A 25,497-nucleotide genomic window follows, 5' to 3' on the forward strand; every position below is an offset into this window, starting at 1 on the left:
CCTGAATTACCTCCCGATATGGTATGGAACATTTCCTATGGTTCCTTGTGACTCCGATTCCAGCATCGTTCCGATGCGAACAATCTGCTGCAGTACTTCACCCGTGTCCTGAAGCTCCGCGAGGGGATTGATCAGGGTTAGCTTAAGCCATGCCTTTCCCCTTACCCTCGTACGGGCAACGACCGCAAGCCCTTCCCGGAGTAGCCTGCTTCGGATTCGCTCTTGAACCCCGTCTTGATCATGGCACGAATCCGAAACAAAACGAAACACTACCGTGCTGATCGCCGGCTCCGCCAGCAGCTCCAAGCGAGGCTCCTGCCTGATCAGCTGTGCCGTTTGCCGGGCCAGAAGAACATTATGATCGATCATCGCCGCCAGTCCCGCCCTTCCGTGATGCCGCAGCGTGGTGTACAGCTTCAAGGCATCGAAACGGCGCGTCGTCTGAATCGAATGGTCGACCAAATTCGGGACGCCTGCCTCCTCGTCCTGCTGAGGGTTTAGATAATCGGCTTTCATCCGAATATAGCGGTAATGGGTCTTGTCTTTCACCAGAAAGGCACCGCAGCTGATCGGCTGATAAAACATCTTGTGAAAATCGATAGTGATGGAGTCCGATCGTTCGATCCCCGTGAGCTTGGCAGCGTGATTCCCGCTAAGCATCAGGGCTCCGCCGTAAGCGGCATCGGTATGCAGCCACAGCCCCTCTCTCTGTGCGATCTCCGCAAGCTCGGTCAGCGGATCGATGCCTCCCAGGTCCGTCGTGCCTGCCGTTGCCACAAGCGCAAAGGGCAGGAATCCTTCGCTTTTCAGACGCACGACGGTTTGCTCCAGCAGCTTCGGCTGCATTCGACCTGCTTCATCCGTGGGAATATGGACGACCGACTCATGCCCCAGTCCGAGCAAAGCAGCGGATTGCTTCACGGTAAAATGCGCCGAATCGGAGCACAGCACCCGCATGCGTCCCGCTTCCGCCGGAAGTCCCTTCTGCTGGATCCTCCAGCCCCAGCGGGTATACGCATAGTGATCCCTTGCCAGCAGCAGCCCCATCAGATTGGACTGCGTTCCACCCCCGGTAAACACCCCGTCGCCTTTCGCCAGCCCCATCATCCCGGCCAACCAGCGGATCACATCTTGCTCTAGTATGGTTGCCGACATGCTCTGATCCCATGAATCCATCGATGCGTTAGCCGCTGAGATCAATACCTCGGCAGCAAGCGCGGACTGAAGAGGCGGACAATGCAGATGAGCCATGCAGGCGGGGTGCGTTACGACGGCTGAATGCTCAAGCACTTGTTCGCCGATAAACTGCAGCACCTCCGGCAAGGGCACACCCTCCTCGGGGCATACCGGATGCTCCCTCAGCCGGACTGCAAGCTCCTGCGGACTTAGGCCGCTGTAGGGCCGTGCCGAGCCTGCAAAATGAGAAAGCAGGATGTTCGTCGCATCGTTCATATGCCGACGGTAGCTTGCTTGACTCGTTTCATTGGGAGTCACGAAATGCGCTGCAAAGTCCCGGTTCACGTCAATGCCTCCTCACCTGCATAACAAATGATCTCCGCACTCAGTACGGCGTCGTGGAATAGTTCGGCAATGCGGTCGATCTCCTCCTCAGTGATGATAAGCGGCGGCAGAAAACGCACCACACTTCCGTGCCGTCCCCCCAGCTCCAATATAAGTCCCCGATGCAAGCATTGCCTTTGAATCTCCCTTGCCAGCACCGGATGAGCCGGATAGCTTCCCAGAAGATCTGCAGGTCGTTCGTGATCGACCATTTCCACACCAAGCATCAGACCTCTCCCCCGGATATCGCCGATCGACCGGACCGATCCGCGAATACGCCTAAGGTGTCCTAGCAAGCGTTCCCCCATGCCTGCGGCATGCTCCGCAAGCCTCTCCTCCCGAATGACCCGCAGTGTAGCCAATCCCGCCGCCATAGCAAGCTGATTGCCCCGGAACGTTCCCGCGTGCGCCCCCGGCTCCCAAAGATCCAGCTCCTCCTTGTACACAAGGACCGAAAGCGGCAAGCTGCCTCCAATCGCTTTGGAAATTATGACCACATCGGGTACAACACCTGCGTGCTCCATCGCGAACATGCGTCCCGTGCGTCCAAGCCCCGTCTGAACCTCATCGACGATCAGCGGGATATCGCGCTGCTTCGTCATTCGTCTTACCTGATGCACCCATTCGTCAGGGGCCGGGATCACGCCGCCTTCTCCCTGCACGAGCTCCATGATCATTCCCGCGGGCGAGGTAACGCCGCTTTCGGGATCGTCGAGCAGGCGCTCGATATACCGGCTGCCGATTCGATGTCCTTCCTCTCCGCCGACACCGAACGGGCACCGGTATTCATACGGGTAGGGCAGGAATTGCACCCCCGGCATGAGGCCGGATACACGGCGCTTCGGCTGAAGATTCCCGGTAACACTAAGCGCCCCGTTCGTCATTCCGTGATAGCCGCCTTGGAAGGACAGCATCGTGCTTCGCCCGGTCGCTGTCTTTACGAGCTTCATAGCAGCTTCAACGGCATCCGCACCCGAGGGCCCGCAGAACTGGATCCGCCCCCTGCGTGCCAGCTCGTCCGGAAGCACCTGAAAGAGCTCGTCCACGAAGCGTTCCTTGACCGGGGTTGTCAAATCCAGTGTATGAAGCGGCAGGCCGGAGCTGATGGCATCTTGAATCGCGCCTAGAACAGCGGGATGATTATGACCTAGAGCAAGTGTGCCGGCTCCGGATAAACAATCCAAATACTGCTTCCCGTCAGCGTCCTTAAGATACGCGCCCCTTCCCTCGACAACAGCTATGGGGAGCTTACGCGGGTACGTTCGGGCATTGGATTCGCGTCGTTCCTGGCTGCTGAGATACGTCGCATTGCTCATACTCTTCGTGCATCCTCCTTTTGGGAATAAGTTACAAATCGCTAACGTGGCTCATTGTAAATGATAATCATTATCAATGCAACAGTTTTTTCTTGGAGCTTTGTCAGCGGTCATAAGATACATTTTTTCCAAAAAAAACAATTGACAGCTTATTCCTTTCGCAATAAAATGGGCTTGTGATGATATTGATTATCATTTTCAACAAGTTGCCGAAACACAACAAAAAGAGCTGCCCCTGCCGTTAAACGGCGTTGGAAACAGCTCCTTTAAACGATGGGACTTCCTACCCTTGAGGCAGATGAATCTTCATCGTGGTGCCCTGCGTAAGCATACTTTCTGCAGTGATCTCTCCTCCGTGCTTCTTGACAATCCATTGTGCAATCGCAAGTCCGAGTCCGGTGCCTCCGCCATGGCGGCTGCGCGTTTTGTCGCCTCTGTAGAACCGGTTGAATATATGCGGCAAGTCTTCAGGGGAGATCCCGGGACCCGTATCTCTGACGACAATCTCCACCTGCTGTCCTCTGCGGGCTGACACCTTGATGGTCCCATGCTCCGGCGTAAACTTCATGCTGTTGTCCAGCAAAATGATAAGCAGCTGGTGCAATCGCTCGCGATCCCCCATGATTTCAAGTTCGCTATCCAGGTCCATTTCAAGCGACTGGCCCTTCAGCTCGGCAATCGGATCAAATTTTTGCACGACTTCGCGTATCACTTCCTCGATCCGTACACGCTTTAGCACAAGCTCCTCCTGGTCGGAGTCGGCTCTTGCCAGGGTGAGGAGCTGATCCGTCAGCTTCCCCATCCTCTTGGACTCCTCCAGCACCATCGACAGCGATTCGCTCATCTCCAGGATCGTTCGATGCGGATGGCGAAATACAAGCTCCGCGTTGGCCCTGATGATCGACAGAGGCATTCGTAGCTCATGCGACGCGTCGGCGACGAACTGCTGCTGCGTCTCCCAAGACTTCCTAATCGGCTTCATCGCCTTATTGGCTAAGTAAAATCCCGCCAGGATCGTCACGGCTCCTCCCCCAAGAATACCGAGCATCATAAGCTCAAGCAGCCTCTTCAGCATATTTTCCTCGGAATCGATAATGCTGATCGCCTGTACGGACACAATTTGGGCGGTGGTCAATCCTTGGGTCGTCATCGAAGGAAAGGCGGATTCCTTATCCTGTATGCGCAAGAAATCAGCAGGCACCTGTAAGTTGGCGGAAACCGCCGGATCAATATCCGTTGCAATTATTCGGTACGTATGCCCATCCGCTTTCACGGTTTGAGGCGTTCGGATTGAACGATACGGCTTGAAGGCTTCCAGTGTCTTGAGGTTCTCTTCCCCGGCCAAGAGCGGCATCGGTGTCCCGTCTGCATCCCAGAGCACCATGAACACCCGGGGGTCGATTCCTTGTACCTGAATTAACATTTTCTTGAGTGATCCTTCGTTACGCATAGGCGGCTCATCCGGCATCGAAACCAGCGTTCTGCTTAGATGGATCTGCGGAATCTGCTGGATTCTCATCCGTAAGGACTCGTCTACATTCGCATATAGCTGGTGACGCAGCTCCGTATATACGATTCCGCCCAAACAAGCGATAATAATGAAAAACACGGCCGCATTCAGCGTGGTTAGACGGATTCGCGTTTTGCCGAACATACCGCATTCTCCTTTAGCATGTAGCCGACATTACGAACGGTATGGATGATGTGCTCATAATCGAAGGCCTTTAATTTTTTGCGCAAGTAATATACATACACATCGACTACATTCGATCCTACATCGGAATCAAGGCCCCATACCCGCATACAGATCTGATCGCGAGTCAAAATTTGTTCCCGATTTCGCAGGAGGTATTCGAGCAGCTCAAATTCCTTCTGGGTCAGCTCCACTCTCTCCCCTCCGATAGAGGCTTCCTTCGTTCTCACGTTTAGAACAAGCCGATGATACTCAAGTCCCGCCTCATTGTCGAGAGGCCCCCGTCTTCGCAGCAATGCCCGCACTCTGGCCAGCAGCTCGGGGACGGCAAACGGCTTGGTCAAGTAATCATCGGCGCCCGAATCAAGACCTCTGACCATATCCTCAACGCTGTCTCTCGCCGTCAGAAACAAGATCGGGGTGAAGACCTGCTTCGCGCGTACCTTCCGTACAATCTGAAGACCATCCATTCCCGGAAGCATTTTGTCGAGAACCAGCAGATCGTAAATGCCTTGCTCTGCCATATAACATCCTTCTTCACCGCATTCCGCAAGGTCTACCGTATACCCTTCCTCGATGAGCAAAGCTTTTATCGTTCTAAGCAGATGAACATCGTCTTCCACAACGAGTATTTTCATGTTTTGCCTCCCTATAGTTGCACCGTACGCTCCGTTCCCTCCGTCGGATTCAGTATAAAGAGAGAAAATGAAAATCAGATTAAAATCAGCTTATCTTTTCTTAAACCTTTTAATCACTATAAACAAACCAGTCCAGCTCCTTGCTTGCCAGCAGCTTCTTATGTCCGTCCTGAAATTGGTGGTAAATATTCAGCTCGTAGGTTTTAAGGTATTGGACGGCAAAAACCTTGTCTTTATCGGTATAAGACATTTGCGCATCATGCTGACCGGGCAGCAAGGATTGGCTTGCATCCGCACCGTCAAGTCCGAACGCTTTGGAGAAAATGATATCCTTCCCGTTATTCGCCAGCTCGTCGCGGAGCTCTACGATAATTTTATGATCCTTCATATCCGCCTCCACCAAGAAGTTCTTCTTGAGTTCATAGTCGAAATCAAGCAGCAAGGTTCCCGCAATGAAGTTTGCCTGCGTGCCGAATCTGCTGAAGGATACGGTGTACGGGAAAACCTCAAGATTAGAAAAATCACCCTTGGGTTCTTTCTTCTCCGCCGGCAGCGCGAAGGATGCTGCATTCACATATCCTTCCGGCATGGCCTGAGCCGCAGCCGCATCTTTCGATGGCGTCGGCGTACCCGGTATCTCGTCACCAAGAATAAGCTGCATCCCCTCGGTAGCGTACCCTTTCGGAAGCTTCGCCCACAAATAGAGAAGAGCCTTTCCCCCAGGGATCAGTTTACTCTTGCTTTCCGACACGGTAGCAGGGAACAAGGTGCCATCGGCAGCCCTAAGCTGGGCGACCTGCTTCCGGAGCAGGGCAAGTCTCTTCTCCCGGTTCTCCACCTCCAGCTGAACGGCATACAGCTCGGAGACATCTCCCTCGAAGATGTGGACGCCCCGAACCGTGTAGACCGCACTTTGTCCCCAGTCCGTCAGCTTCCTTGACTCGCCTGCCGGAATGACCGTGATATTCATTAGCTCCTTGTTATGATAGAACGTCACCAAGTCTTTACTCTTCTCCGTCGTCTCCTTCTCCTGCAGAATCAGTTTGATCTCCTGGAAATCGTACGTATACGGAATGTTGGCTGCCATTTGTATCGTGATCTCTTTTCCCGGCTGAAGGCTGGCCACGTGATCATTCTCCAGCCTCGCGGCGTCTATACGAATCATGTCGTCCAATAAGTAATACCCTTGAAGCTCTGGAATCAGAAGCGCCTTGATCCCCTTATTCATGACGGTAATCGCTGCCGTTAGTACATCCTTCTCCTCCCATGGCAATCGCTGCAGGGAAGTCAGCCGCGCCGTATAGGTGCCGTCGGCATTGGTGAAATCGTACTCGTTGCCGATCGATACTTTCTCCGCCGCAGCGAACGGCACTTCGAAGGAGGCGACAGGCAGCTGAATGCTGCCGCCGGTATCGCCGCCTGCCACGGTTTGAGCAATGACCAGCTCCCAGCCTTCGGTACCCGCTTCCTTCGGGATGGACCCGCTAAGCAATCCCTCCTTTTTATCAAAAGGCTGAATAGAGGAATCCTTCAACAATTCGGAGGTCTGCAGAGGATAGGCCGCTCCGCCTTTTGTTCGTAAATAATAAGACAGCTCAGGAAGCTTCGCGCCGCTCCTGCCGACATTTTCCATCTCAAAAGAAATCGCAGGCAAATAATATTCGTCATTTTGACTCACGGACACACGGGTAACGAAGTGGTGAAAAGGAACACCACCGACGTTTAAGGAACGTTTCCACCCTGTTGGGGTCACGTAGCTGTAATCCTCGGGTAGATCGATCTGCCCGAGGACTTTCTCGAAGCCCGGAACAGAAAAATCCATTTGAATGAGCTGGAAAACCAAATCCTGAAGCCGTGTGTCCGCATTCAGCTTCGCATAGAAGCTGAAGGTCTCGCTGCTTTGGGGCGGGATTCGATTCTTATTCTTATCCTGAGGCAGCAGGCGGACCTGAAAGCTGTTGCCGCCCTCGGACAGCAAACGGATCCAATATGGGTTGAATTCAAGGTCAGCGTTGCTGCCGTTATAGACGTTTAATGTAAAAGCGGTCGTTCCGCATACATCGCCTGGCAGCAGCATGACATCCTTCAATTCCATAAAACCTGTTTCACCGATGTCAACCCTTCCCAGTGACGCAGAGCCGAGGGTCTGAGCACCGGATGCAAGCTCTACGGAAGATTGGGCATCTACGGAGCTTGCAGCGACCGGAGCCGAAGCAGCCGGGCTTAGGCTGGAGAGTATCAACAGCATGACTAGACTGACTAGACTTATGATCGATCTACGATGGAATTTCATTCCGTACCTCTTATTCATACAAATAGGTACTTACCTTGTTCTGAACGACCTTGGCTACCTCTTCCGCCGATTTCTTTCCTTGGAAGTATGGAGCCGTTTCTTCCGTAACAATGGTATTAATTTTCGGATCGCTTTCGGCGTATACCTTGACGTTGCCAATGACTTTCTCGATCGCTGCGATGTCTTGTTCTGTGGCCGCTTGAACCGTTGCGGACTTGCCGTTAATATTCATTCGCAGCCCTTTACCGGCACCCCCTTCTCCCGCACCCAGCGTTTTCAAGCCTTCGAGCTGCGCCTTCGCACCATTTTTGTTAATGGCGAATCCATTCAATTCCCGGGCCGATTGCATTTCATCCGACAGCAGAAACTTTACGAATTCCCATGCTTCCTTCTTGTTGGCCGATTTACTGTTGATGGAGATCGGCATGGAAGTAGTGAACATCGTTCCTCTCGTCTCATTCTCGGTAGGCAGATCGTAGTAGGCCGATTTTCCGTCAAAACTCATTTTCGGCAGCATGTACATATCCATATATCCCAAGACGTTTGCTCTCGATTGAAAAACCACGTTGTTATTATCGGCGTCATCGGCAGCAATGATCTTGTCATCATATAACGATTTCGCCAGCTTCAGCATTTGGATGAACTCAGGGGAATCCAGCTTTGCCTTCTTGCCGCCCATATCGACGAATTTGGTGAAGCTGCTGTTTAACATGAGTGCAATTAACTGTTCAGGCTGAATTCGGCCCAGGGGATACACATCCGGCTTTCCGTCGCTATTTTTGTCCGTTACCCATTGGCTGGCGGTTTTCTTGAAATCAGCCCACGTCCAATTGCTGTCGTCGACGGTTACACCGTTCAATACGGCTTCATTCCCGATCCATGTATTCAAACCTATCTTTACCGGGATCGTGTATAGGGATCCGTTATACTTCATTGCATCGAGGATTGCCGTATAGTAATTGTCCGTCCGGTAGGAAGCATCTTTGCCCATCAGCTCACTGATGTTTTCCAGCAGCTTCTTGTCCGCGTATTTTTTATAAGGCAGCTCGTTCATAACAATCAGATCCGATGCCTTGCCGCTCATCAGCTCCGCTCCCACGGTCGTGACGTACTTTTCGGTATTTTTCGGGTCCGGCCGGTTCATGACCATCATATTTTGCCCTTTCGCCCCTGTATCCGGAGCTGCAACATATTCCTTAATGTCGATTTTGATGTCCGGATGCTTCTCTTCAAACTTCTGCTTGGCGAGCTCAAGAAAACGATCTGACGTCATAACGGACAGCGTGACGGTTTTGGTTCCCGAGGAAGAGGCCGGGCTGCTGCCGTCATTGCCTGCAGTGATTCCTGCACCGCCTCCCGAACAAGCGGACAGGACGAGCATGGATAGAGCGGAACAAGCGATTACCGATGTTTTAGCTGACATTTTTACCATGTGAAGGTGTCACTCCTTTATTAAAATGAAGAATAGAAACGAGAAACAAGGCAATTGCAACCGTATATTCCAGCGGTTCGATTCGGTAAGCCATCCCCGCCGAGCGTGCCGCACTGAATGCGGCGACCGCTGATAACACCACATAAATACACAAGCGCTGCAGTTGGATGGATAAGGCAATCCGCTCCAATGCCCAGAGCCGGAGGCCAAGCAGGAATAGAGGCAACCCGATCATGGCTCCCGCGATAAAAAGCTTCACCGTCAGCTGCCCCGCAGCATCCGCAATAAGCTCATGCGGCGGTGGGAGATACCCTATCTGCGATGCCTGCTCTTGCCATAAGCTCCGAAGTTTATCCATATAGAACGAAATGTCGATGATTTGCTCCGGAATCCACTCCGGGGGGACATCGAATCGAAATATAGTGAGCTTCCACAATCCCACGGCGCCCCCCGCCATAATGATCACTGCAAGTAAATGCCTCGTAAGCCGGGAACGTTCGTTGCGAAGCGCATCAGTCCAGTTATCGGTGATAAGCCTGCTTCGCAGCAAATCGTAGATTACTCTGATGTGCCGAACGATGAAACGAGCAAGAAGGACCACCGTTATCCACATGCAGATAGTAAGCAGCAGAAATCTTAGCTGGGTTAACCGCGCAAACGTAAGCGAATCGTGAATGAAATTGAACTCGGCCGGATTACGGCCGATGGCTCTAAGGGCCTCGCTCGCCTTATTCTCCACACCGAAGGCGGCGTCCGATTTCACCGCCAGCTGGATGGTTTCGATTCGAGCGCCTGGATATACGTCGAACATTGTGGTGATGGGGATAAGCACATCCGGGACGCCGTCGTCGGACATCGTCCGGAGCAAGGAGCCTTCGTCGTCGAATACGCCGATGACCGTAAAGGCGACGCCGAACAGCTCGATGGTTTTGCCTGCGACCGATGTAGAGCGAAACAAGCTATCGGCAACACGAGCTCCTATGACGGCTACACGGCTATGTTCATCGACGGGCTTTTGCGTGATGGACGAACCGTTCACCATGGGGATGGCGGTAAAATCCCGAAAGCTTCCGCTCACCCCGAAGACGTCGGTATGGGCGGCATTGCTGCCGGAGGACGCTGCGGTTTGTGTTCTGGCCGAATAGGCCATAGGAAGCGGGCTCCACCTCTGGGCCAATCGCTCTGCGTCTTTCCAATGAAGTCCCGGCGTGCTCCCTGCTGCCTCGGAACGACCGGCATTCACTGTAATCTTCTGCTGGAGTAGGGGACCGTTCGCTTGCTCCCAGTCGTCCGCGACGGACTTTAAGAGTCCGATGCTCGCTAGCACCAGGAGAATCCCGGTAAACACCATCCATCCGGCTAGTCGGGAGCTCTGCATAGGTTTTTGCCTCCTTTCTGTCCCATCATCTGCTGCGGTTCAGCACCCGGTCTCCTTCTGCAACAGGCTTGCTGCTGGAGACAACCACCTTATCCAGCGGTGTGATGCCGTTATCGATGGAGGTTTTGCCGTCATCTGCGTCTCCTGTCTGAACCGAAGCCCGTTGTAGAACATATTCGCTGCCAAGCGGCCCTTTTTTCTCCTTAAGCACCAGGACATACGTCCCCTTATCATCTTGACGAACGGCTTCATTGGGCAGCAAAGCTCGAAGCGTTGCTGATTTTTTGGTGATAGTAAACTCGCCGCTCTCCCCTCCGTTCAAGCGGTCATCCCGAAGCGTGAACGTCATTTCCTTTTGCTCCTTGTGTGACGCAGCGGAAGCGCCGTCTGCCGCATCGCGGATCTCGGTAATTTTAGCCCTAATCCGTGCATTATTTAATGCGGCAAAGAGAATCTCCGTCTCGTCCCCGACGGCAACATAGGGAGCCTTTGCGATATCAATCGTCGCTTTCAGCTGCTGACCCTTGGACCAGTCGGCGATACGCAAGGCGGGTTTCCCGCTTGGAACGGCCGCACCCTTCACCGCGTTCAGCTCGGTAACTACACCGGTAACAGGGGCTCTTAGCTGCGAAGACTCGGACAGCTGACGCTGCAGATTGGCGATTTGCCGCTCAAGAATCTGCATATCCAGTTGGATGCTTTCGATATCCCGGGATAAGCTACGCGTTTGCTTCTCATCCCCGCTGCGGACGGAATCCTGGTAGTTCTCCTGCAGCTTCAATAGGCTGAGCCGCTTCTGCTCATATCTGGCTTGGTTGTCCTTCAGCGAATCCTCCGTGTCTCTTGTTTTAAAAACAACCAGCTCCTGTCCGGCCTCCACCTTGTCTCCGACTTTGACCCTGACGTCACTCACCGGCCAATTGGTCTCCGCATAGAGATCCGCCGTTTCCGCCGCCTCTACGATTCCCGAGCCTGTGACCACATGAGATAAAGGGCCGGCTGCCGCCTGTTCAACCGTTACCTCCGCCAGGGAAAGAGTAAGCAGCGTATTTGAGAAAAAAGTTAACGCAACCATGGTAAGGATAAGGGCTAGGATGGCCCGCCCTATTGCTTTTTTCCTGCTGCGTTCTTCGTCGCCTGCGGCCAGCCTTATGTCCATATTTCGTATACCTCCTTCATGCTTATTAGCCCTTGATGCCGGAAAGCTGGATGCCTTCGACCAAATATTGCTCCGCATACCATGCCGTCAAGAGAAGCGGCAGCATGTAAATCGCTGAGGCAGCGAATGCGATCCCGCGTTCCCCTTCCCCTATAACGGTCAAATAGACGGAAAGCGGCTGTTTGACTGCGTCCTTCAGAAAGATGAGCGGCTGCTCCACCATGTTCCAGCTGTCTATGAATACGAGAATGGAAAGGGCCGCAACCCCCGTACTGCACATCGGCAGTACGATCCGCAAAAATATGTACAGGTGGCTCGCCCCGTCTACACGAGCCGCTTCAATATAGCTTCCGGGCACGAACATCATGAACTGCCGCAGCAAAAAGACGCCGAAAGCGCTGAATATGCCGGGAAAAATGATCGCTCCGTACGAGCCCAGCAGTCCAAGCTTATCCGCTATAATGAAATTGGGCACAAGCGTCACTTGAAACGGCATCAGCATCGTAACTATGTACATGAAGAAGAGCGGCTCGCGAAATCGAAAGCGCAAGTGGGCGAACGCATAGGCGGCAAGGGAAGCTACCGCGATTTGTCCTGTAATGATGGGTAAGGTAATCTTGACGGAATTCCAAAACATGAACAGAAACTGCGGTTTGCCGATTAACACATCGTAATATTGCGATAACGTGACACGCTCCGGAATCCACTTCAGATTGACGAACTTGCTTTCGCCAGAAAGATCCCGTTGATTCTCCTCGGTTCCGGCAAGTACGCCATATATGGCCGTAATTTCGTCCTCCGTCATGAAGGAATTGGCAAATGTCAGCGCCATCGGGAACAAGAATATAGCCGTAAGCACCACGAGAGCGGCTACCAGAGTAAATTGCCCGATCCTTTTTAGCTTCATTCGATCCTCCCCTGCTTCAAATCTCCGCTAACCGAGCGACCTGCCGATTCGCCGCTCTGCCGCAAAAAGAATCCAGACAAGCGCCACAATCACCAGTGCCATCATAAATGCCGCCGACGTCAGCTTCTGATAGTCAAGCGAAGTAAACATGTTGTTCATGTAGTGCTGAAGCATGTAGATACTTGGATCGGGATATTCCCCTGCAATTAGGTAGGTTTCCCGGAACACCTTGAACGAATTGATAATCGACATAATGAACACGAAAAACGCAGTCGGCGTCAAATAAACGAGCGTGATGGATCTCCACTGTCTGAGTTTTCCGGCGCCGTCGATCGAAGCGGCCTCGTAGTAATCGGCGGGAATGTTCTGAAGTCCGGCGAGAAACAATACCATGTTGTAGCCGATGTTTTTCCAGAGATACACAAGGATTACCACGAACAGCGCGGTGCCGCTTTCCATCCAATCCTTCGAGCCGAATCCCCATCGGGCTATCCACCCGTTCACCGCACCCTGCAAGTCGAACAAGGCATGCCAAACCAGCACAACGGAGGCTACCGGCACAACAAGCGGGCATAAAAATGAAAGCCGAAACGATTGCCGATAAGGCAGCTTAAGGTTAAGCAGCATGGCCAATCCCAGCGATAACAGCATGTTCAGCGGAACGCAAACCGCCGTGAACAAGAATGTGTTTGCCGCCGCCTGCAGAAAAACCGGATTGCCAAGCAGCTCGCGGTAATTCGCAGCTCCGGCGAACCTGCCGTCAATGGGGCTATCCATAAGCGAGTAGTAAAAGCCCATCCCGAAGGGAATCAGGAAAAACACGGCAAACCCCGCGAGGCTGGGCAGCAGAAACAAGAACGCCGTCATTCCCTCTCTGAACGGAAAGCGTCTTAGCACAAATCGATGACCTCCTTTCCTCTGAACTCATTTTCTCATGGGAAAATTAGAATTTTCTTAGAAGGGAAAACCGCTCATCAAACCCGACATTTCAAGAGAGCCTGAGCTACAAAAAAAATGTGCAACCAATAAAAAAACCGATTTCTCTGTTATCAGAAAAATCGGCCCCATTCGTGATTCAGCAGCGCCCTTTATGTACCCGTTCTTCCAAAACTCGCTTTAACTCTGCAAAAAGGCGTTCGGAAATGTTCCGGTCGCCCTTGTTTAAGTATTACAGCTCAACCATCGCCTTAATAACTTTGGACTCCGGCAGCAGCCAGCTGTCGAAGCAGCTGATCAACTCCTCGAAGGAGGCGCGATGAGTTATATAACGGTCGACGTCGATATAGCCTGCTTCTATCGCTCGAATGACCTGAACGAAGTCCTCCGGTGTTGCGTTACGACTGCCCAACAAGGTCATTTCCCGCTTGTGGAACTCCGGGTCATGGAAGGCAATGTCGGATTTCACAAGGCCCACATAGACGAGCGTTCCCCCGTGCGCAACCAGCTGAAAGGAATCCGTCATCGACTTTGCATTCCCCGTCGCATCAAAGACTACCGTAGGAAAATCTCCATCGGTAATTTCGGCAAGCCGTTCCTGCGGCTGCTGCAGGGCATTGATCAGATGATCGACCTTCGCCCAGGATCGGCTGAAGGCGAGTCGTTCCTCATTGATATCCATGGCGATGACCTGCGCTCCGGCTGCCTTGGCCAAGGCCATCACACCGAGCCCGATAGGGCCTCCGCCGATCACGAGCACCGTATCGCCGCGCCGCAGACCGGACCTGCGAACGGCATGAGCACCGATCGCAAGCGGCTCCAGCACGGCAGCCTGATCCAGCGTCATCCCTTCCGTCTTGATCAGATGTGTTACCGGAACGGAGATTCGCTCTCTCATACCCCCATCCGTGTGAACACCGAGCACTTTCAACTCCATACAGCAGTTCGTTTTGCCTTTCCTGCAGGCGATGCAGCTTCCGCAATGCATATAAGGAATGATCGCTACCGGATCACCTTCACGCAGACCGGCATCATTGTCCCCGATTCGCTCGATCACGCCGGAGAGCTCGTGTCCCAGAACGCGGGGGTAGGAAAGAAAGGGCTGTCTGCCCCTGTAAGCATGCATATCCGTGCCGCAGATCCCGACGCGGCGAATCCTCACAATAGCTTCTCCCTGGACAAAGTCCGGCTCGGCCATATCGATCATCGCCAGCTTATCCGGCTGTTCACAAATGACGCCTTTCATCGGTCGTTCCTCCTTAGAGCTTAATGGTTGCATTGTATTCCGGCTGACCGCTGGGCCAGGTTTTGTTGCGAATCGGCTCAAGTATCGCAAGAACCTCCTGCAGCAATGCCTGATCCATCGGCTCATTGGCCCATTCGATATTTTTCTTGATATTCTCCGGGTTCGCTGTGCTGACCAGCGTAGTCGGGATCCGTTCGTTAGAGACGGAAAATTGTATCGCCAGCTTCGTCAGATCCGCCCCCTGCTCCGCGCAAAAAACAGCTGCCTGCTTGCAAACGGTCCGGATTTCCTCTCCGGCGGGATGCCAGTCCGGGACGGGTCGTGTGCTCAGCAGACCCATCGATAGCGGAGAAGCATTAATCAATCCGATGTTATGGCTTTCCAGCAAAGGAAGCAGCTCCAGCAAGCTCGTGTCATTTAAGGAATAATGACAATAGGAGAGGATCGCATCCAGCCCCGTATAGCCGATCGCCTTCTCGAACAACGAGAGCGGGAGCCCCGATACGCCGTAATAGCGTATTTTGCCGGCCTCCTTCAGACGCCGAAGCGCTGTGAACGCACCCTCTGCCTGTTCGAACGGCACAAATTCCAGATCATGCAGGAACAGGATATCAATATAATCCGTCCGGAGCCGGCGCAGGCTCTCCTCGACACTGTCCATCATACGCTGCGCGGAAAAATCAAACACATCCGCCCCGTAACGCCCTGCCTTCGTCGTCAGAATGAAGCGGTCGCGCGCAACCTGCGAGATGGCCTTGCCAAGCACGGTCTCCGCCTTGGATGAGCCGGAATAGGGAGATACGTCCATCAAATTGATGCCAAGGTCCAGCGCCGTATGGACCGTACGAATACTTTCCCGCTCATCCGTATCCCGGAAGACGGAGCCAAGCGATGAGGCCCCAAAGCTTAGTGCGGACACCTCCAGACCCGTTTTGCCCAGCTTGCGATAATTCACGTTGGTTTCCTTCCTTCTTTAATAGCCTATGTGGGTAGCCATGCTCCTAGTTCCTGAAAGTTAATTGTTTATGAAAGCGCTATTACCTTATTTTATCAAGCATAAATCAGAGATATAATAACTGATTTTTGCATAAATATACTGAATTTTGATATTTTATAATCATGCTATGCTAAAACCCTTCCTGCCTCTGTTTCAGCTTCAGCTCCACTAAGAGGGCATGCAGCTGCTCCGTCGCAAGTCCATGCAGCACCAAGCGAAAACCGGCGCGAAGCGTCGTGAGCGGAACCATCGGGTGCTTATTGTTGATCAGTGCGAGCCGCTCGTTATTGCCGACGATCTTGGACGCAAGAATGCCGATCGTTTCGTCCAGCTGCAGCGAGTTGGTCGCCCGCCAAAAATCGTTATCCGTAAGAAACAGCTGATAGACCGGCGTGAAGCATTCGATGGCGGTGGTCAAATCCATAAAATTGGTCCAGCGATTCGGCATCGGCTCGATCGGGATGGGCGTTTCCGTAATGCCTTCAAAATTCAGCTTCTCCTGCTTCGTCACTTCAATACCCTTCTCCAGAAGCTCGCGGTTCAGGTTGATCACGAAATTATATAGGTTCAGGTCATGGATCAAGAACAGGTCGTCCTTCACCGGGTCCAGATTTGTCGGCTTTAGCGGATTAAGGGGAACCTCTACCCCTGGCACGTTATCCCGAATAAAGCGGAGCACCTCCGAGCCCAGATAAAAATGCCGCAAAATCATGTAGTTCGCCTCAGGACTGATGAATGTTTTCATGCCCCAATATAGCACCCGGTGTAAAGCCTTAGAAGAGGTGAACGCGGTAGGCACGACGATTTTGTACAGTTGAAAAAGAATGATCAGCAGGCGCGACAGAGGCCGAATCAGCGGAAGCAGGAACTGCCTCGATTTGCTGGAGCAATCCTTCAAATACGCGGCTTTAGCCTCCTTGTTGAAAGGGATGCTCTGATCCAAATAGACCGCGAGGAACGGGTTCGGGTCATTCTTGTCATGCGGCATCCCCTCAAAGGGATTCGTTACTTGCATTCTCATACGTTCCCCAGCTCCTCCAATTGCAGTAGATACAAGCGGGCCGTTGTTTTGGCTGTCTTGATAATCCGTTCCACCACTTCTTCGGTCAGCATCGGATGCCTTATTCCCGTTTCCAGCCGCTCGAAGTGCTTCTCATCGGAATCGCTGTGATAGAGCAGGAAGGACACCTGTTCATCCGTCAGCCCCAGCTGATCGCGGATCATCTCGCCCCAGTAACGCGCCATCCGGCAGCCTAGGCCCTCGATAATCCACATTGCGCCCATCAAATCGACCGGATTGTCGCGGCTCGCCCGCTGAAACAGGTAGGCTGACAGCGCTTCGCTGCCGATATTTTTCTCCCCGGCTTGAATGTCCTCCAGCCTTCCCCCCACCGCAACATAGTTACGCTCGAGAATTTGGAAATCCCGGTGCTCGTCACGTGCATGGGCGATGAACAGCGACCGAAGGTCAATATGCTCAATGGCAATATAAGAGGCTGCCCGGGCGATCCACTGGGAGCCGTCGATGACCTGCTGGCGAAGGTTCTCCATCAGCAGCATGTAGTCAGCCAACGTGAATTTCCCTGAATACAGCTTACGAATGACCGGCACCTGTGCCAGCCGCTGCTCGAAGTCAATCCAGATGTTCACCAGCTGTCTAACCAGGTGTGCCTGCAGCGGGTTGTGCCCATCGTAGTCGAGCTTCGGAGCCTCGGGCTGGCGCATCGAGTAAAAGCCGTTTTGCATGCTCTCCGCCTGAGAGCCGACCACGGTTAACAGCATATAGGAGGTTTGGAAGCGTCCGCTTTCCGGCACCATGCACAGAATTGTTTCCCCCGGCTTCAGCCGTCCTTCATGCAGCAGCTCCTCCAGCATGATATAGATGGACGCCGCACCCGTATTCCCCTTGGTGTAAAGATTCGTAAACCATTTATCCTCAGGAATCGTCAGACCCCCGAGCTGCAGAAGCCGGAAGATCTCGTCACGGAAAAAATGCGAGGAGTAATGGCAGACCATCCAGTCGATCCGATCCGGCTGCACCTTCCCCTCCTCCACCAGCTCGAAGAAACGCTTCACACCGACCTTGGGCATTTCATTCACCAGCCGGATGTCCTGCTTAAGATTGATAGCCCCTTCGTTGGCCGCGGCATGAAGGGAAGGGTAATCCAGCCATCCGCTGCGCTCCGGATTCTCCTTGTTTGTGCCCGCAAACATGCATATATCGTAAAGATGGGCATACGATTGGTTGTCGATCCATTCGATCCGCAGCGAAAGCCCCTTCGCATTGGGTATGGGCTGAAGTACAGCGGCTCCGGCACCATCGGAGAGCATGAAGCGAAGAAAATCAGTATCGAACGGAATCGGCTGATCCATGAATTTCGTCTGCTCCTCGAAGCGTGTGTGCTTGAAGGCCCGGCTCGGAAACTCGCTCGCACAGGCGACGGCAGCCGCCTTTTCCCCGGACTGCACCTGAAGGAACGCATTCTTCATCGCCTGCATGCCGCTTCCGCATACGCCGTGGTGCGTGGCAATCTCGAGCGTTGGGAGCCCCGTTTCCGCATGAACCATACTGGCAAAGCCGGGCACAAGCAGATCTCCTTGCGTCGTACCCGCGGCTAGGAAATCGATCCGCTGCGACAGGTCCTCCTCTCCCAGGCGAAGCGCGTGTTGAATGGCCAGGGCAGCCATTTCCGCATTCGTGTATAGGCTTCTCTGCGTTTTATCAATGGCATAATGCCGATATCGAATGCGGTTTTGCTCGAGAATCCGGCGCATCGTTCTGGACGACTTGCCTCCGATGCGGCCAAGATACTCCTCGATCTCGTCATTTCCGACAGGTGGTCCCGGGAGAAAGCTTCCCATACTTGTAATGTAAACCTCGTTCACGGTTATCCCTCCAAGCTGCTTCGGTGTACCCTTGATTTACCAACAACCCCATCATATATGCAGGCATGAAGTCGTTGTAGTACTAACTTTTACTAGTACCGACGTGAACGGAGGAACCGACGAGTAATCGCCCATAACGCAAAAAAAGAAGTAGTTCCCATAAAACGGAAACTACTTCCTTACCAGCAGCCCCTGCGACAGGCTAGCGAAGCAGCTGGTGATCGTACCATTGCATAGAGGTGTTGTCTGTATAATTGGCCAAATCGTTGTTCTTACGGATGAGATACAGCTTACCGTCGATCCCGCGATACACCGGCCAGTCATAGGTATATGTCGGTAGATAGGGCGTTTCCTGAGCGAGCGGGTCCAGATCCTCTACCTTAGTCGTACGGAGGTCCGTATCGATCCGATAATACCCACGGTTAGGAGATTGCTGCGGGTCAAAATTAAGCTCATGAGCGTAAATCAAGAGTCTCCCCTCGGAGTCCAATGGATGTAACCCCGGATTCGTAACTCCCGGCACCGTAACATCGTAAGTGCCGAGCGCCTGGTTGGCTAACCGGATCTCTCCCTGCGCGGTCACTAGAGCCAGCTTACGCGTTCCGGGCACAATCCGGCCGCGCATCATGCTTGTGCCGTTAGAGGCCATCCAAAAGCTGCCGTCCGGATTCGGAATGATTCGGGCGGGATTTTGAAACGTGTCGGAGACGTCCTTAGCATTACCCTTCTCTAGGAGAAAGGAATAATGATCCGTCATCGAATTTCCATAGTTATAAGCCGTGACTTTGGTTACGTCCAGAAAGGAACGATCTGACCCTAACGGGTACAAGGTCCCGGTGATTTCCCGAATGAAGGGGTTGCCTGCCTCTTTAGAGTCCACCGTTATTTGTTCCTTCGGCAGCAGCTTCATGCCCTCGTAATAGAGGCCGTCATCCTTAGACGTCAATGTTACCGGGCTTCCTCCGAGATGCTTGCTCTCCTCTTCGATTCGCTTCCTCAACGCATCGGTTTCCTCGACCGTCATCCACACGGGGGTTTCGTCCATCGACTTCTTTACCTTCAGACTGCCCTGCCACTTCTCAGTAACGAACGTGGGGTAAATATAGAGATACTCTGCATCATCATAGTAGATACGTTCAAGCACCTGAAGCTGCCCTCCGATAATATCGAGGGTCGAGTCGCCTTTCCACCGAAGCTGGAGCCCCAGGTAATCATGGGCATTGGTCCATGTAAGAGGCATATAGGTCACATCATTCCACAACAGAAAAGGATACGTTTCGTTTCCGTTATCCATATACATATCGTTGATTACCAGCCCAAAGCCCGGCATAGCTGCCGTATACTTCTTATTCGCATCGTGAGAGCCGGATAGATCGAGCGGATACTGCTCCTTTTTCCAGCCGAACCAGCCCCCGCCCATTTGGCCTCCTCCCCTCAGGATCGTCAAGCCGCCTTCGGAATAGTGGAGCTGAACCCCTAAGGTGCTGGTGACCTCCCACGTTAACGGCATGTAGGTAATATCCTTGTAAATGAAGAAAGGATATTTCAAGTGAAGGTTATCCACCGGTTTCCCGTTCAATTCAATGGAAAACGCAGGGAGCTTCATCTGCATATCTCCCTCTGCCGCCTGTACCGGCATGGTAAGAAAGCATGCAAACAACAGGAAGATCAAGGAGAAACCGATAAACCCTCGTTTTAACGCCACCGAAAGCACATCCTTGCTAATGGATTTACTTGTGTAGACGCGACGCTTCTTCCGTTTGTTGCGGATCCTAAGCAATCTTAACATTTTTTACATTCCCGGCCGGAGCAGGGTTCCGTCACCGGTGCCCTCAGCTTGCCTGCTCGGACGTTACTAAGCATTTATCCAGCGGCAGGCAGAGCATGACCCGGGTACCCACACCGTGGACACTCTCGAACACAAATTCCGATTCCTGATCGTAATACATTTTCATACGGGTGACTACATTCCGCAGGCCGAACAGATCCTGCCCTTTCTTCCGGTCCGTCATCAGAAGTCCTTCCGATGCCAGCCGCGAAACCTCCTCCAGCTCGCCTTGAATATAGGCCAGCCTAGCTTCGTCGAGCCCGATTCCGTTGTCTCTTACCTCCAGTATAAGACGATTCCCCTCAACAAAAGAGGTAACGATAAGCTCTCCTCCCGCGCCTCTCTTCTCCAGGCCGTGAAGCACGGCATTCTCAACTATCGGCTGTAAGAGTAGCTTCAGCACATGATAGGATCGGCTGTCCTCGGCTATATCGTACCGGACGGTAAAATGGTCCATAAACCGTATTTGCTGCACCTTTATATAATATTTCAAATGCTCGATCGTCTCCCCTACGGAGAACGTCTCATTTCCCTTGTTCAAGCTAAGCCGGAAAAATTTGGACAAATGGAGAACCATGTCGCTGATTTCATCGGCGTCATAGTTTTTCGCCATCCAATAGATAGAATCCAACGTATTATATAAAAAATGCGGGTTGATTTGCGATTGTAGAAATTTCAGCTCCATCTTGGACAGCAGAAGCTGCTTTTCATAGTGGTCGCGAATGAGGAGCTTCTGGTTTTCCGCCAGCCGGTTAAAGGATTCAATGACGTAACCAAGCTCATCGACCCGCCTGTCCTCCAGCTGGATCGTAAAATTGCCTGTGCGCAGCTGCTTCATTCCGTAGGCCAGCTTGCGAAGCGGAGCAGAAATGCCTCTATAGACAATCCAGGAGATTAGCAAAGCAAGCAGTAAACTGACAGCCAGGATGGCGTAAGTAAAAATTTTCAAGGAGTCCGTGTGACTGCGAAGCTCCTGCAGGGGCTGCTCCAGCTTAAGGGACCAGCCGGAAAATTTCGTTTTCACGCTGATCGACACCAGCTCCGCCCCTGTATCCGGTGACTTTAGGATCGACCGGCTCTCGCCGCCTTTATCCCACCTGAGCAGATCAACGGTCGCCCCGGCCCCGGCGATCGGGCTGCCGTCACTGTCGAATAAGTAAATGTTCGCCTTCTTCGAAGGAAGAAGCGGTTCGGCCAGTCCGATCAGCGCGCTTTTCTTGACGGAGAGCACGAGCAGATTGGGATTGATCAATGTCCGGTTATACGGATCCATCGTTCGGATCAGGTGTACGCTATCCGCTGCAAAGTACGACTCTCCCTCCGGCGGCGTATAGAAGATGGTCCCCCCGTTCGCTTCCATTAAACGCCGGTACCACTCTTGCTTCTCCGCTCCCTCCGGCAGCTTGCGCCCCCCCAGCTTGGTGGAGATGACCGTACGTGAAGGCATATGAATGATGGAGATTTGATCCACCATTAAATTGACCGTTGTCATATTGGCAATCTGATCCATGACTTGCGCAAAGAGCACAAACGATTGCTTTGCGGGCTCTTGTCCGACCGATTGCAGTGTCGTGTTGATGTTCGTGTCGAACGCAATGAGAGAGGACAGCTGCTCAATATTTTGCAGGGTCAAGTCAATGTAGTCCGCCATCGTGTGAAGGGCCCCCTGGGTTCGCTCTCCCGTCTGTTCCTCGAGAATCGTCTGCGACTGGGCTATGGCAAACAGACTGACCCCGGCAAGCGGAACAAGAATAAGCAAAAAATAACAGATCAGCCGAACCTGAATATAGCCTGCAAGCAGCTTATGCAGCTTACGCAGCTTGGGCAGCATTTCCTTCTTCATCATATTTGCCCGTTCCTCCCTTTCCCCCGTCACTTCACGATGCCCTGCCGGTTGTCCCGCCACCAGTCGTTCACTTCCCCGGTAATTTCGTCACCGCCGGAATCCTTCCACCTCTTGACAAACTCATCGAATTCCTCCAGAGGGCTGAGTCCCGCAACGATCCGGGTAAAGGTCTCTTCTTGAAGCTTGGACAGCTTCACTTGATGCTTCCCCATGGCCGGGGTAGGCGCACCGTCGAAACGATTCGTCATGAGGTTGCTTTCTACCCGCTGCACATTATCGTACAGCCGGTACTGCTCGCCTAGTCCCTCAAGCCGGTCCCGCGTCACTTCCCGCTCCACGGTATCTGCGAGCGCTCCGTAGATGCCCCGGTAGCCGTGCTTGATGTGCTCTTCAAAACGTATGGACAGCTTCCCGTTCACTCGGGTCCACACTTTATCCTCGAACCCGAGCTTTAAACTTTTGTGACCGGGTCCTGCGATAAAATCAAGGAACTTCACGACGGCCTCGGCATTCCGGCTTTGGATAGGAACAACATTGTAAGAACGGACGCTGGACGTACTGTAGACGCCATGCTTGCCATCCGGTCCTACGGGATAATCGAGCGGAATCCACTCCGCCTTCGGATCCTTCTCGCGGCTGGCCGCAATGTGGGTCCTCGTATCGGACCATGCGGCGGAATAAAGCCCTACCCGTCCGGAGGCTACCTTCTCTCCGAGAACATCGATTTTATTGAGCGGAAATTCGGGGTCGAGCAGATCCTTTTCATACAAAGTGCGCAGATAGGCAAGCGCCTGCTTCATCTCCGGTAGTATTCCGGAATATACAAGCTTGCCGTCCCTCTCGTACCAGGCATTCATCTGTGCGCCGAATGCGCCGAGGAACGGCGACGTTCTCCCGAGACGTTCCATGATCGACAGTCCGAAGGTATCCTTCTTTCCGTTGCCGTCCGGATCACGCCGGGCAAATGCCTCCATTACCTCCGTATATTCTTCTACGGTTCGCGGAGGCTGCAGCCCGAGCTTGTCCAGCCAGTCTTTACGGGCATAGACGATTTCCGTTCCTTTTACTTCGTTCAAGCTGGGGATGGCATAGATGTTCCCGTTGACCGTGACGTGTTCCCACACGTCCTTGGGAATTTTGGCCTTCAGGTTCTCTCCGTACTTCTCGATGTAGTCGTTTAGAGGGGTGAGCGCCTTTTGGTTCACATAGCTCATAAACCAGGATGCGCTGGTGGTGTTCAGGAGATCCGGCGGCTCCCCCGAGGTCATAATCACATTAAGCTTTTCATCGTACCCGTTCAGCGGGGGAAGAGTTACATTCACTTCTACTCCGGTATTGTTTTCAATATAGTCAAGGTAGGGGTTGCTGTTCGGATCCATTCCGTCCGGGAAGGTCATGCCGAGGCTATTCACTACGATCTTAATGACCGGCTTGCGGATCGTCTCGGATGTTTCTCCGCTATACTTCTCATTCAGGGGAAAGCTGCACCCGGCAATACCGATGACACCGAGCACGGCGAATACGGCCGATTGTTTTCCAAGCTTCATTCATCCCACCCCTTCAGCCAGATGTTTCAGGAAGTTATCGCGTTCATTCTATGAATATTCGTCCCCCGTCCCAGAAATCCCTTTATTTCCCACTTACGATAGTTATTAAAGTACCAAAAGAAGTCATCGTCCTCCGCTGTAGCCTGGTTTCCGCTGTAATACAATGAGGGTAGCCTGGATATATCGCAGGCAAGTATCGAAAACGGGGGGGGATCACCTCATTGACCAATAGGGGTAGCAAGCACTATTTTCAAGAATACCATGCCGATATCGCCGTGATCGGCGGCGGTACCGGCGGCTGCGCCGCCGCGCTCGCCGCGGCCAAGTCGGGTAAGACCGTGATCATGACCGAGGAGACGGAATGGATCGGCGGTCAATTCACAAGCCAAGCCGTTCCGCCGGATGAACACCCGTGGATTGAGCAGTTCGGCTGCACCCGTACGTACCGGCAGTTTCGGGACGGGGTGCGTGATTATTACCGGCAGCACTTTCCGCTTAGTGCCGAGGCGCGGTCGAGCCTTTATCTCAATCCCGGCAACGGAGGCGTATCGAGGCTATGTCACGAGCCGCGGGCCGCTTTAGCGGTGCTGCAAGCGATGCTGGCTCCTTATGTGCACAGCGGGAGACTGCGCATCTTGACACGCCACCGCGTAGAATCAGCCTCCGTCGACGGCGATGATATTCGATCGGTAACGTTACGTAACACGGCAACGGGAGAACTCGCGGAAATAACCGCCTCTTACTTCCTGGACGCAACGGAATGCGGAGATCTGCTTCCGCTCGCAGGGGCCGAGTATGTGACCGGTGCGGAATCCGTAAGCCAAACCGGAGAGCCCCACGCCGTGGATGGCGACCCGCTGCCGCAGGATATGCAAAGCTTCACGTACTGCTTCGCTATGGATTACATCGAAGATCAGGATCACACGATTGCACGTCCGGAACAATACAGCTTCTGGCGGCAGTATCAAGCCGATTTCTGGCCCGACCGGCTGCTGAGCTGGTCCGGTGTCCGCCCTCATACGCTGGAGCCGATATCCTACGAGCTCTTCGAAGGGACGAACCGGTATCCCCTGTTCTACTATCGTCGCATCATCGACAGCCGGAACTTCGAGAAAGGCGTTTATCCGAGCAGCATTACCCTGGTGAATTGGCCGCAGAACGATTACTGGCTCGGCTCCATCATCGACGTAAGCGAAGAGGACAGAGAGCGCCATCTTCGGGATGCCAAACAGCTCAGTCTCTCGCTGCTCTACTGGCTGCAGACGGAAGCCCCCCGGCCGGACGGAGGTCAAGGCTACCCCGGACTTCGGCTGCGCAAAGACGTCGTAGGGACCGAGGACGGGCTGGCCATGTATCCGTACATACGAGAATCACGGCGGATCAAGGCCGAATACACGGTACTGGAGCAGCATGTGAGCACCGCTTGCAGGCCCGACGGCAAGGCGGAGCCGTTCGACGATTCCGTCGGGATCGGCTGCTATCGCATTGACCTGCACCCGAGCACAGGCAACCGCCATTATATTGATATTTCTTCTTTGCCGTTCCAAATACCGCTGGGCAGCCTCATTCCGATCCGGATGAACAATCTGCTCCCAGCCTGCAAAAATCTTGGTGTTACCCACATTACCAATGGCTGCTACCGGCTTCATCCGGTCGAGTGGAACATCGGCGAGGCGGCGGGCCATCTGGCAAGCTACTGTGTCGACCGCGGTCTGCGGCCCCGCGAGGTGCGCAACCGGGAAGCCGAGCTCCGCGATTTCCAGCGGTTGCTGTCCGGGAGTGGTATTGAGCTAACTTGGCCTGCCGTACATCCGGTATAACCAAACCAATAAAAT

The 25,497-nt window shown here is 53.3% G+C and carries 18 protein-coding genes; 1 reads left to right on the top strand and 17 read right to left on the bottom strand.

All coding sequences use genetic code 11. From position 1 onward, the window contains the following. Positions 1 to 6 precede the first annotated feature (6 nt). The 17 genes from RAC89_RS27615 to RAC89_RS27695 all read right to left on the bottom strand — a co-directional run bounded on the left by RAC89_RS27615 (position 7) and on the right by RAC89_RS27695 (position 23,662). Positions 7 to 1,521, bottom strand: coding sequence for a pyridoxal phosphate-dependent decarboxylase family protein (locus RAC89_RS27615; RefSeq protein WP_306616929.1), 1,515 nt, complete (start codon positions 1,519 to 1,521; stop codon positions 7 to 9). Then, positions 1,518 to 2,876, bottom strand: coding sequence for a diaminobutyrate--2-oxoglutarate transaminase (locus RAC89_RS27620; RefSeq protein WP_306616930.1), 1,359 nt, complete (start codon positions 2,874 to 2,876; stop codon positions 1,518 to 1,520). The genes RAC89_RS27615 and RAC89_RS27620 overlap by 4 nt, the downstream gene beginning before the upstream one ends. Before the next feature lie 283 nt (positions 2,877 to 3,159). Continuing rightward, the gene (locus tag RAC89_RS27625) at positions 3,160 to 4,530 is read right to left on the bottom strand and encodes a sensor histidine kinase (protein ID WP_306616931.1); all 1,371 of its coding nucleotides are present in this window, start codon (positions 4,528 to 4,530) and stop codon (positions 3,160 to 3,162) included. Continuing rightward, the gene (locus RAC89_RS27630; RefSeq protein ID WP_306616932.1) at positions 4,503 to 5,207 is read right to left on the bottom strand and encodes a response regulator transcription factor; all 705 of its coding nucleotides are present in this window, start codon (positions 5,205 to 5,207) and stop codon (positions 4,503 to 4,505) included. The genes RAC89_RS27625 and RAC89_RS27630 overlap by 28 nt, the downstream gene beginning before the upstream one ends. A 109-nt stretch (positions 5,208 to 5,316) precedes the next feature. Next, positions 5,317 to 7,500 carry a hypothetical protein gene (locus tag RAC89_RS27635; RefSeq protein WP_306616933.1) on the bottom strand — a complete coding sequence of 728 codons (2,184 nt, stop codon included), beginning with the start codon at positions 7,498 to 7,500 and terminating at the stop codon, positions 5,317 to 5,319. Positions 7,501 to 7,510: 10 nt separating this feature from the next. Further along, complete coding sequence (locus tag RAC89_RS27640; protein WP_306616934.1) at positions 7,511 to 8,932, bottom strand: ABC transporter substrate-binding protein; 1,422 nt, start codon at positions 8,930 to 8,932, stop codon at positions 7,511 to 7,513. Beyond that, positions 8,913 to 10,310, bottom strand: a complete 1,398-nt coding sequence (locus RAC89_RS27645) for an ABC transporter permease (RefSeq protein ID WP_306616935.1) — start codon at positions 10,308 to 10,310, stop codon at positions 8,913 to 8,915. Before RAC89_RS27645 ends, RAC89_RS27640 begins: the two co-directional genes overlap by 20 nt. A 25-nt stretch (positions 10,311 to 10,335) precedes the next feature. Further along, a complete protein-coding gene (locus tag RAC89_RS27650; RefSeq protein WP_306616936.1) occupies positions 10,336 to 11,469 on the bottom strand; it encodes an efflux RND transporter periplasmic adaptor subunit in 1,134 nt (377 codons plus the stop codon). 25 nt (positions 11,470 to 11,494) lie between these two features. Beyond that, a complete protein-coding gene (locus tag RAC89_RS27655; RefSeq protein ID WP_306616937.1) occupies positions 11,495 to 12,376 on the bottom strand; it encodes a carbohydrate ABC transporter permease in 882 nt (293 codons plus the stop codon). Between the two features lie 27 nt (positions 12,377 to 12,403). After that, entirely contained in the window at positions 12,404 to 13,243 is an 840-nt protein-coding gene (locus RAC89_RS27660) for a carbohydrate ABC transporter permease (RefSeq protein ID WP_306617824.1), read from the bottom strand. 301 nt (positions 13,244 to 13,544) lie between these two features. Continuing rightward, positions 13,545 to 14,558: a zinc-binding alcohol dehydrogenase family protein gene (locus tag RAC89_RS27665; RefSeq protein ID WP_306616938.1), complete on the bottom strand. Its 1,014-nt coding sequence runs from the start codon at positions 14,556 to 14,558 to the stop codon at positions 13,545 to 13,547. Positions 14,559 to 14,571: 13 nt separating this feature from the next. After that, positions 14,572 to 15,513: an aldo/keto reductase gene (locus tag RAC89_RS27670; protein WP_306616939.1), complete on the bottom strand. Its 942-nt coding sequence runs from the start codon at positions 15,511 to 15,513 to the stop codon at positions 14,572 to 14,574. A 172-nt stretch (positions 15,514 to 15,685) separates the two neighbouring features. After that, on the bottom strand, positions 15,686 to 16,576 hold the full coding sequence (locus tag RAC89_RS27675) for a DUF6999 family protein (RefSeq protein ID WP_306616940.1): 891 nt from the start codon (positions 16,574 to 16,576) through the stop codon (positions 15,686 to 15,688). Beyond that, positions 16,573 to 18,441, bottom strand: coding sequence for a 3-oxoacyl-[acyl-carrier-protein] synthase III C-terminal domain-containing protein (locus tag RAC89_RS27680; RefSeq protein WP_306616941.1), 1,869 nt, complete (start codon positions 18,439 to 18,441; stop codon positions 16,573 to 16,575). Before RAC89_RS27680 ends, RAC89_RS27675 begins: the two co-directional genes overlap by 4 nt. Positions 18,442 to 18,643: 202 nt before the next feature. Further along, positions 18,644 to 20,230, bottom strand: coding sequence for a hypothetical protein (locus tag RAC89_RS27685; protein ID WP_306616942.1), 1,587 nt, complete (start codon positions 20,228 to 20,230; stop codon positions 18,644 to 18,646). A 43-nt stretch (positions 20,231 to 20,273) separates the two neighbouring features. After that, complete coding sequence (locus tag RAC89_RS27690) at positions 20,274 to 22,115, bottom strand: cache domain-containing sensor histidine kinase (protein WP_306616943.1); 1,842 nt, start codon at positions 22,113 to 22,115, stop codon at positions 20,274 to 20,276. Positions 22,116 to 22,141: 26 nt separating this feature from the next. Next, the gene (locus RAC89_RS27695) at positions 22,142 to 23,662 is read right to left on the bottom strand and encodes an extracellular solute-binding protein (protein WP_306616944.1); all 1,521 of its coding nucleotides are present in this window, start codon (positions 23,660 to 23,662) and stop codon (positions 22,142 to 22,144) included. A 221-nt stretch (positions 23,663 to 23,883) separates the two neighbouring features. On the opposite strand from RAC89_RS27695, the gene RAC89_RS27700 reads away from it, so the two are divergent. Continuing rightward, positions 23,884 to 25,482: an FAD-dependent oxidoreductase gene (locus tag RAC89_RS27700; RefSeq protein ID WP_306616945.1), complete on the top strand. Its 1,599-nt coding sequence runs from the start codon at positions 23,884 to 23,886 to the stop codon at positions 25,480 to 25,482. Positions 25,483 to 25,497: the final 15 nt, after the last annotated feature.

Source organism: Paenibacillus sp. GD4, from assembly GCF_030846225.1.
Taxonomy (GTDB): Bacteria; Bacillota; Bacilli; order Paenibacillales; family NBRC-103111; genus Paenibacillus_G; species Paenibacillus_G silviterrae.

Bases quoted from the DNA above. Each gene is read 5' to 3' on its own strand.
- RAC89_RS27640 (WP_306616934.1), bottom strand. From the start codon at position 8,932: ATGGTAAAAATGTCAGCTAAAACATCGGTAATCGCTTGTTCCGCTCTA.
- RAC89_RS27685 (WP_306616942.1), bottom strand. From the start codon at position 20,230: ATGTTAAGATTGCTTAGGATCCGCAACAAACGGAAGAAGCGTCGCGTC.
- RAC89_RS27655 (WP_306616937.1), bottom strand. From the start codon at position 12,376: ATGAAGCTAAAAAGGATCGGGCAATTTACTCTGGTAGCCGCTCTCGTG.
- RAC89_RS27695 (WP_306616944.1), bottom strand. From the start codon at position 23,662: ATGAAGCTTGGAAAACAATCGGCCGTATTCGCCGTGCTCGGTGTCATC.
- RAC89_RS27650 (WP_306616936.1), bottom strand. From the start codon at position 11,469: ATGGACATAAGGCTGGCCGCAGGCGACGAAGAACGCAGCAGGAAAAAA.
- RAC89_RS27660 (WP_306617824.1), bottom strand. From the start codon at position 13,243: ATGACGGCGTTCTTGTTTCTGCTGCCCAGCCTCGCGGGGTTTGCCGTG.
- RAC89_RS27675 (WP_306616940.1), bottom strand. From the start codon at position 16,576: ATGAGAATGCAAGTAACGAATCCCTTTGAGGGGATGCCGCATGACAAG.
- RAC89_RS27620 (WP_306616930.1), bottom strand. From the start codon at position 2,876: ATGAGCAATGCGACGTATCTCAGCAGCCAGGAACGACGCGAATCCAAT.
- RAC89_RS27630 (WP_306616932.1), bottom strand. From the start codon at position 5,207: ATGAAAATACTCGTTGTGGAAGACGATGTTCATCTGCTTAGAACGATA.
- RAC89_RS27645 (WP_306616935.1), bottom strand. From the start codon at position 10,310: ATGCAGAGCTCCCGACTAGCCGGATGGATGGTGTTTACCGGGATTCTC.
- RAC89_RS27635 (WP_306616933.1), bottom strand. From the start codon at position 7,500: ATGAAATTCCATCGTAGATCGATCATAAGTCTAGTCAGTCTAGTCATG.
- RAC89_RS27665 (WP_306616938.1), bottom strand. From the start codon at position 14,558: ATGAAAGGCGTCATTTGTGAACAGCCGGATAAGCTGGCGATGATCGAT.
- RAC89_RS27690 (WP_306616943.1), bottom strand. From the start codon at position 22,115: ATGATGAAGAAGGAAATGCTGCCCAAGCTGCGTAAGCTGCATAAGCTG.
- RAC89_RS27625 (WP_306616931.1), bottom strand. From the start codon at position 4,530: ATGTTCGGCAAAACGCGAATCCGTCTAACCACGCTGAATGCGGCCGTG.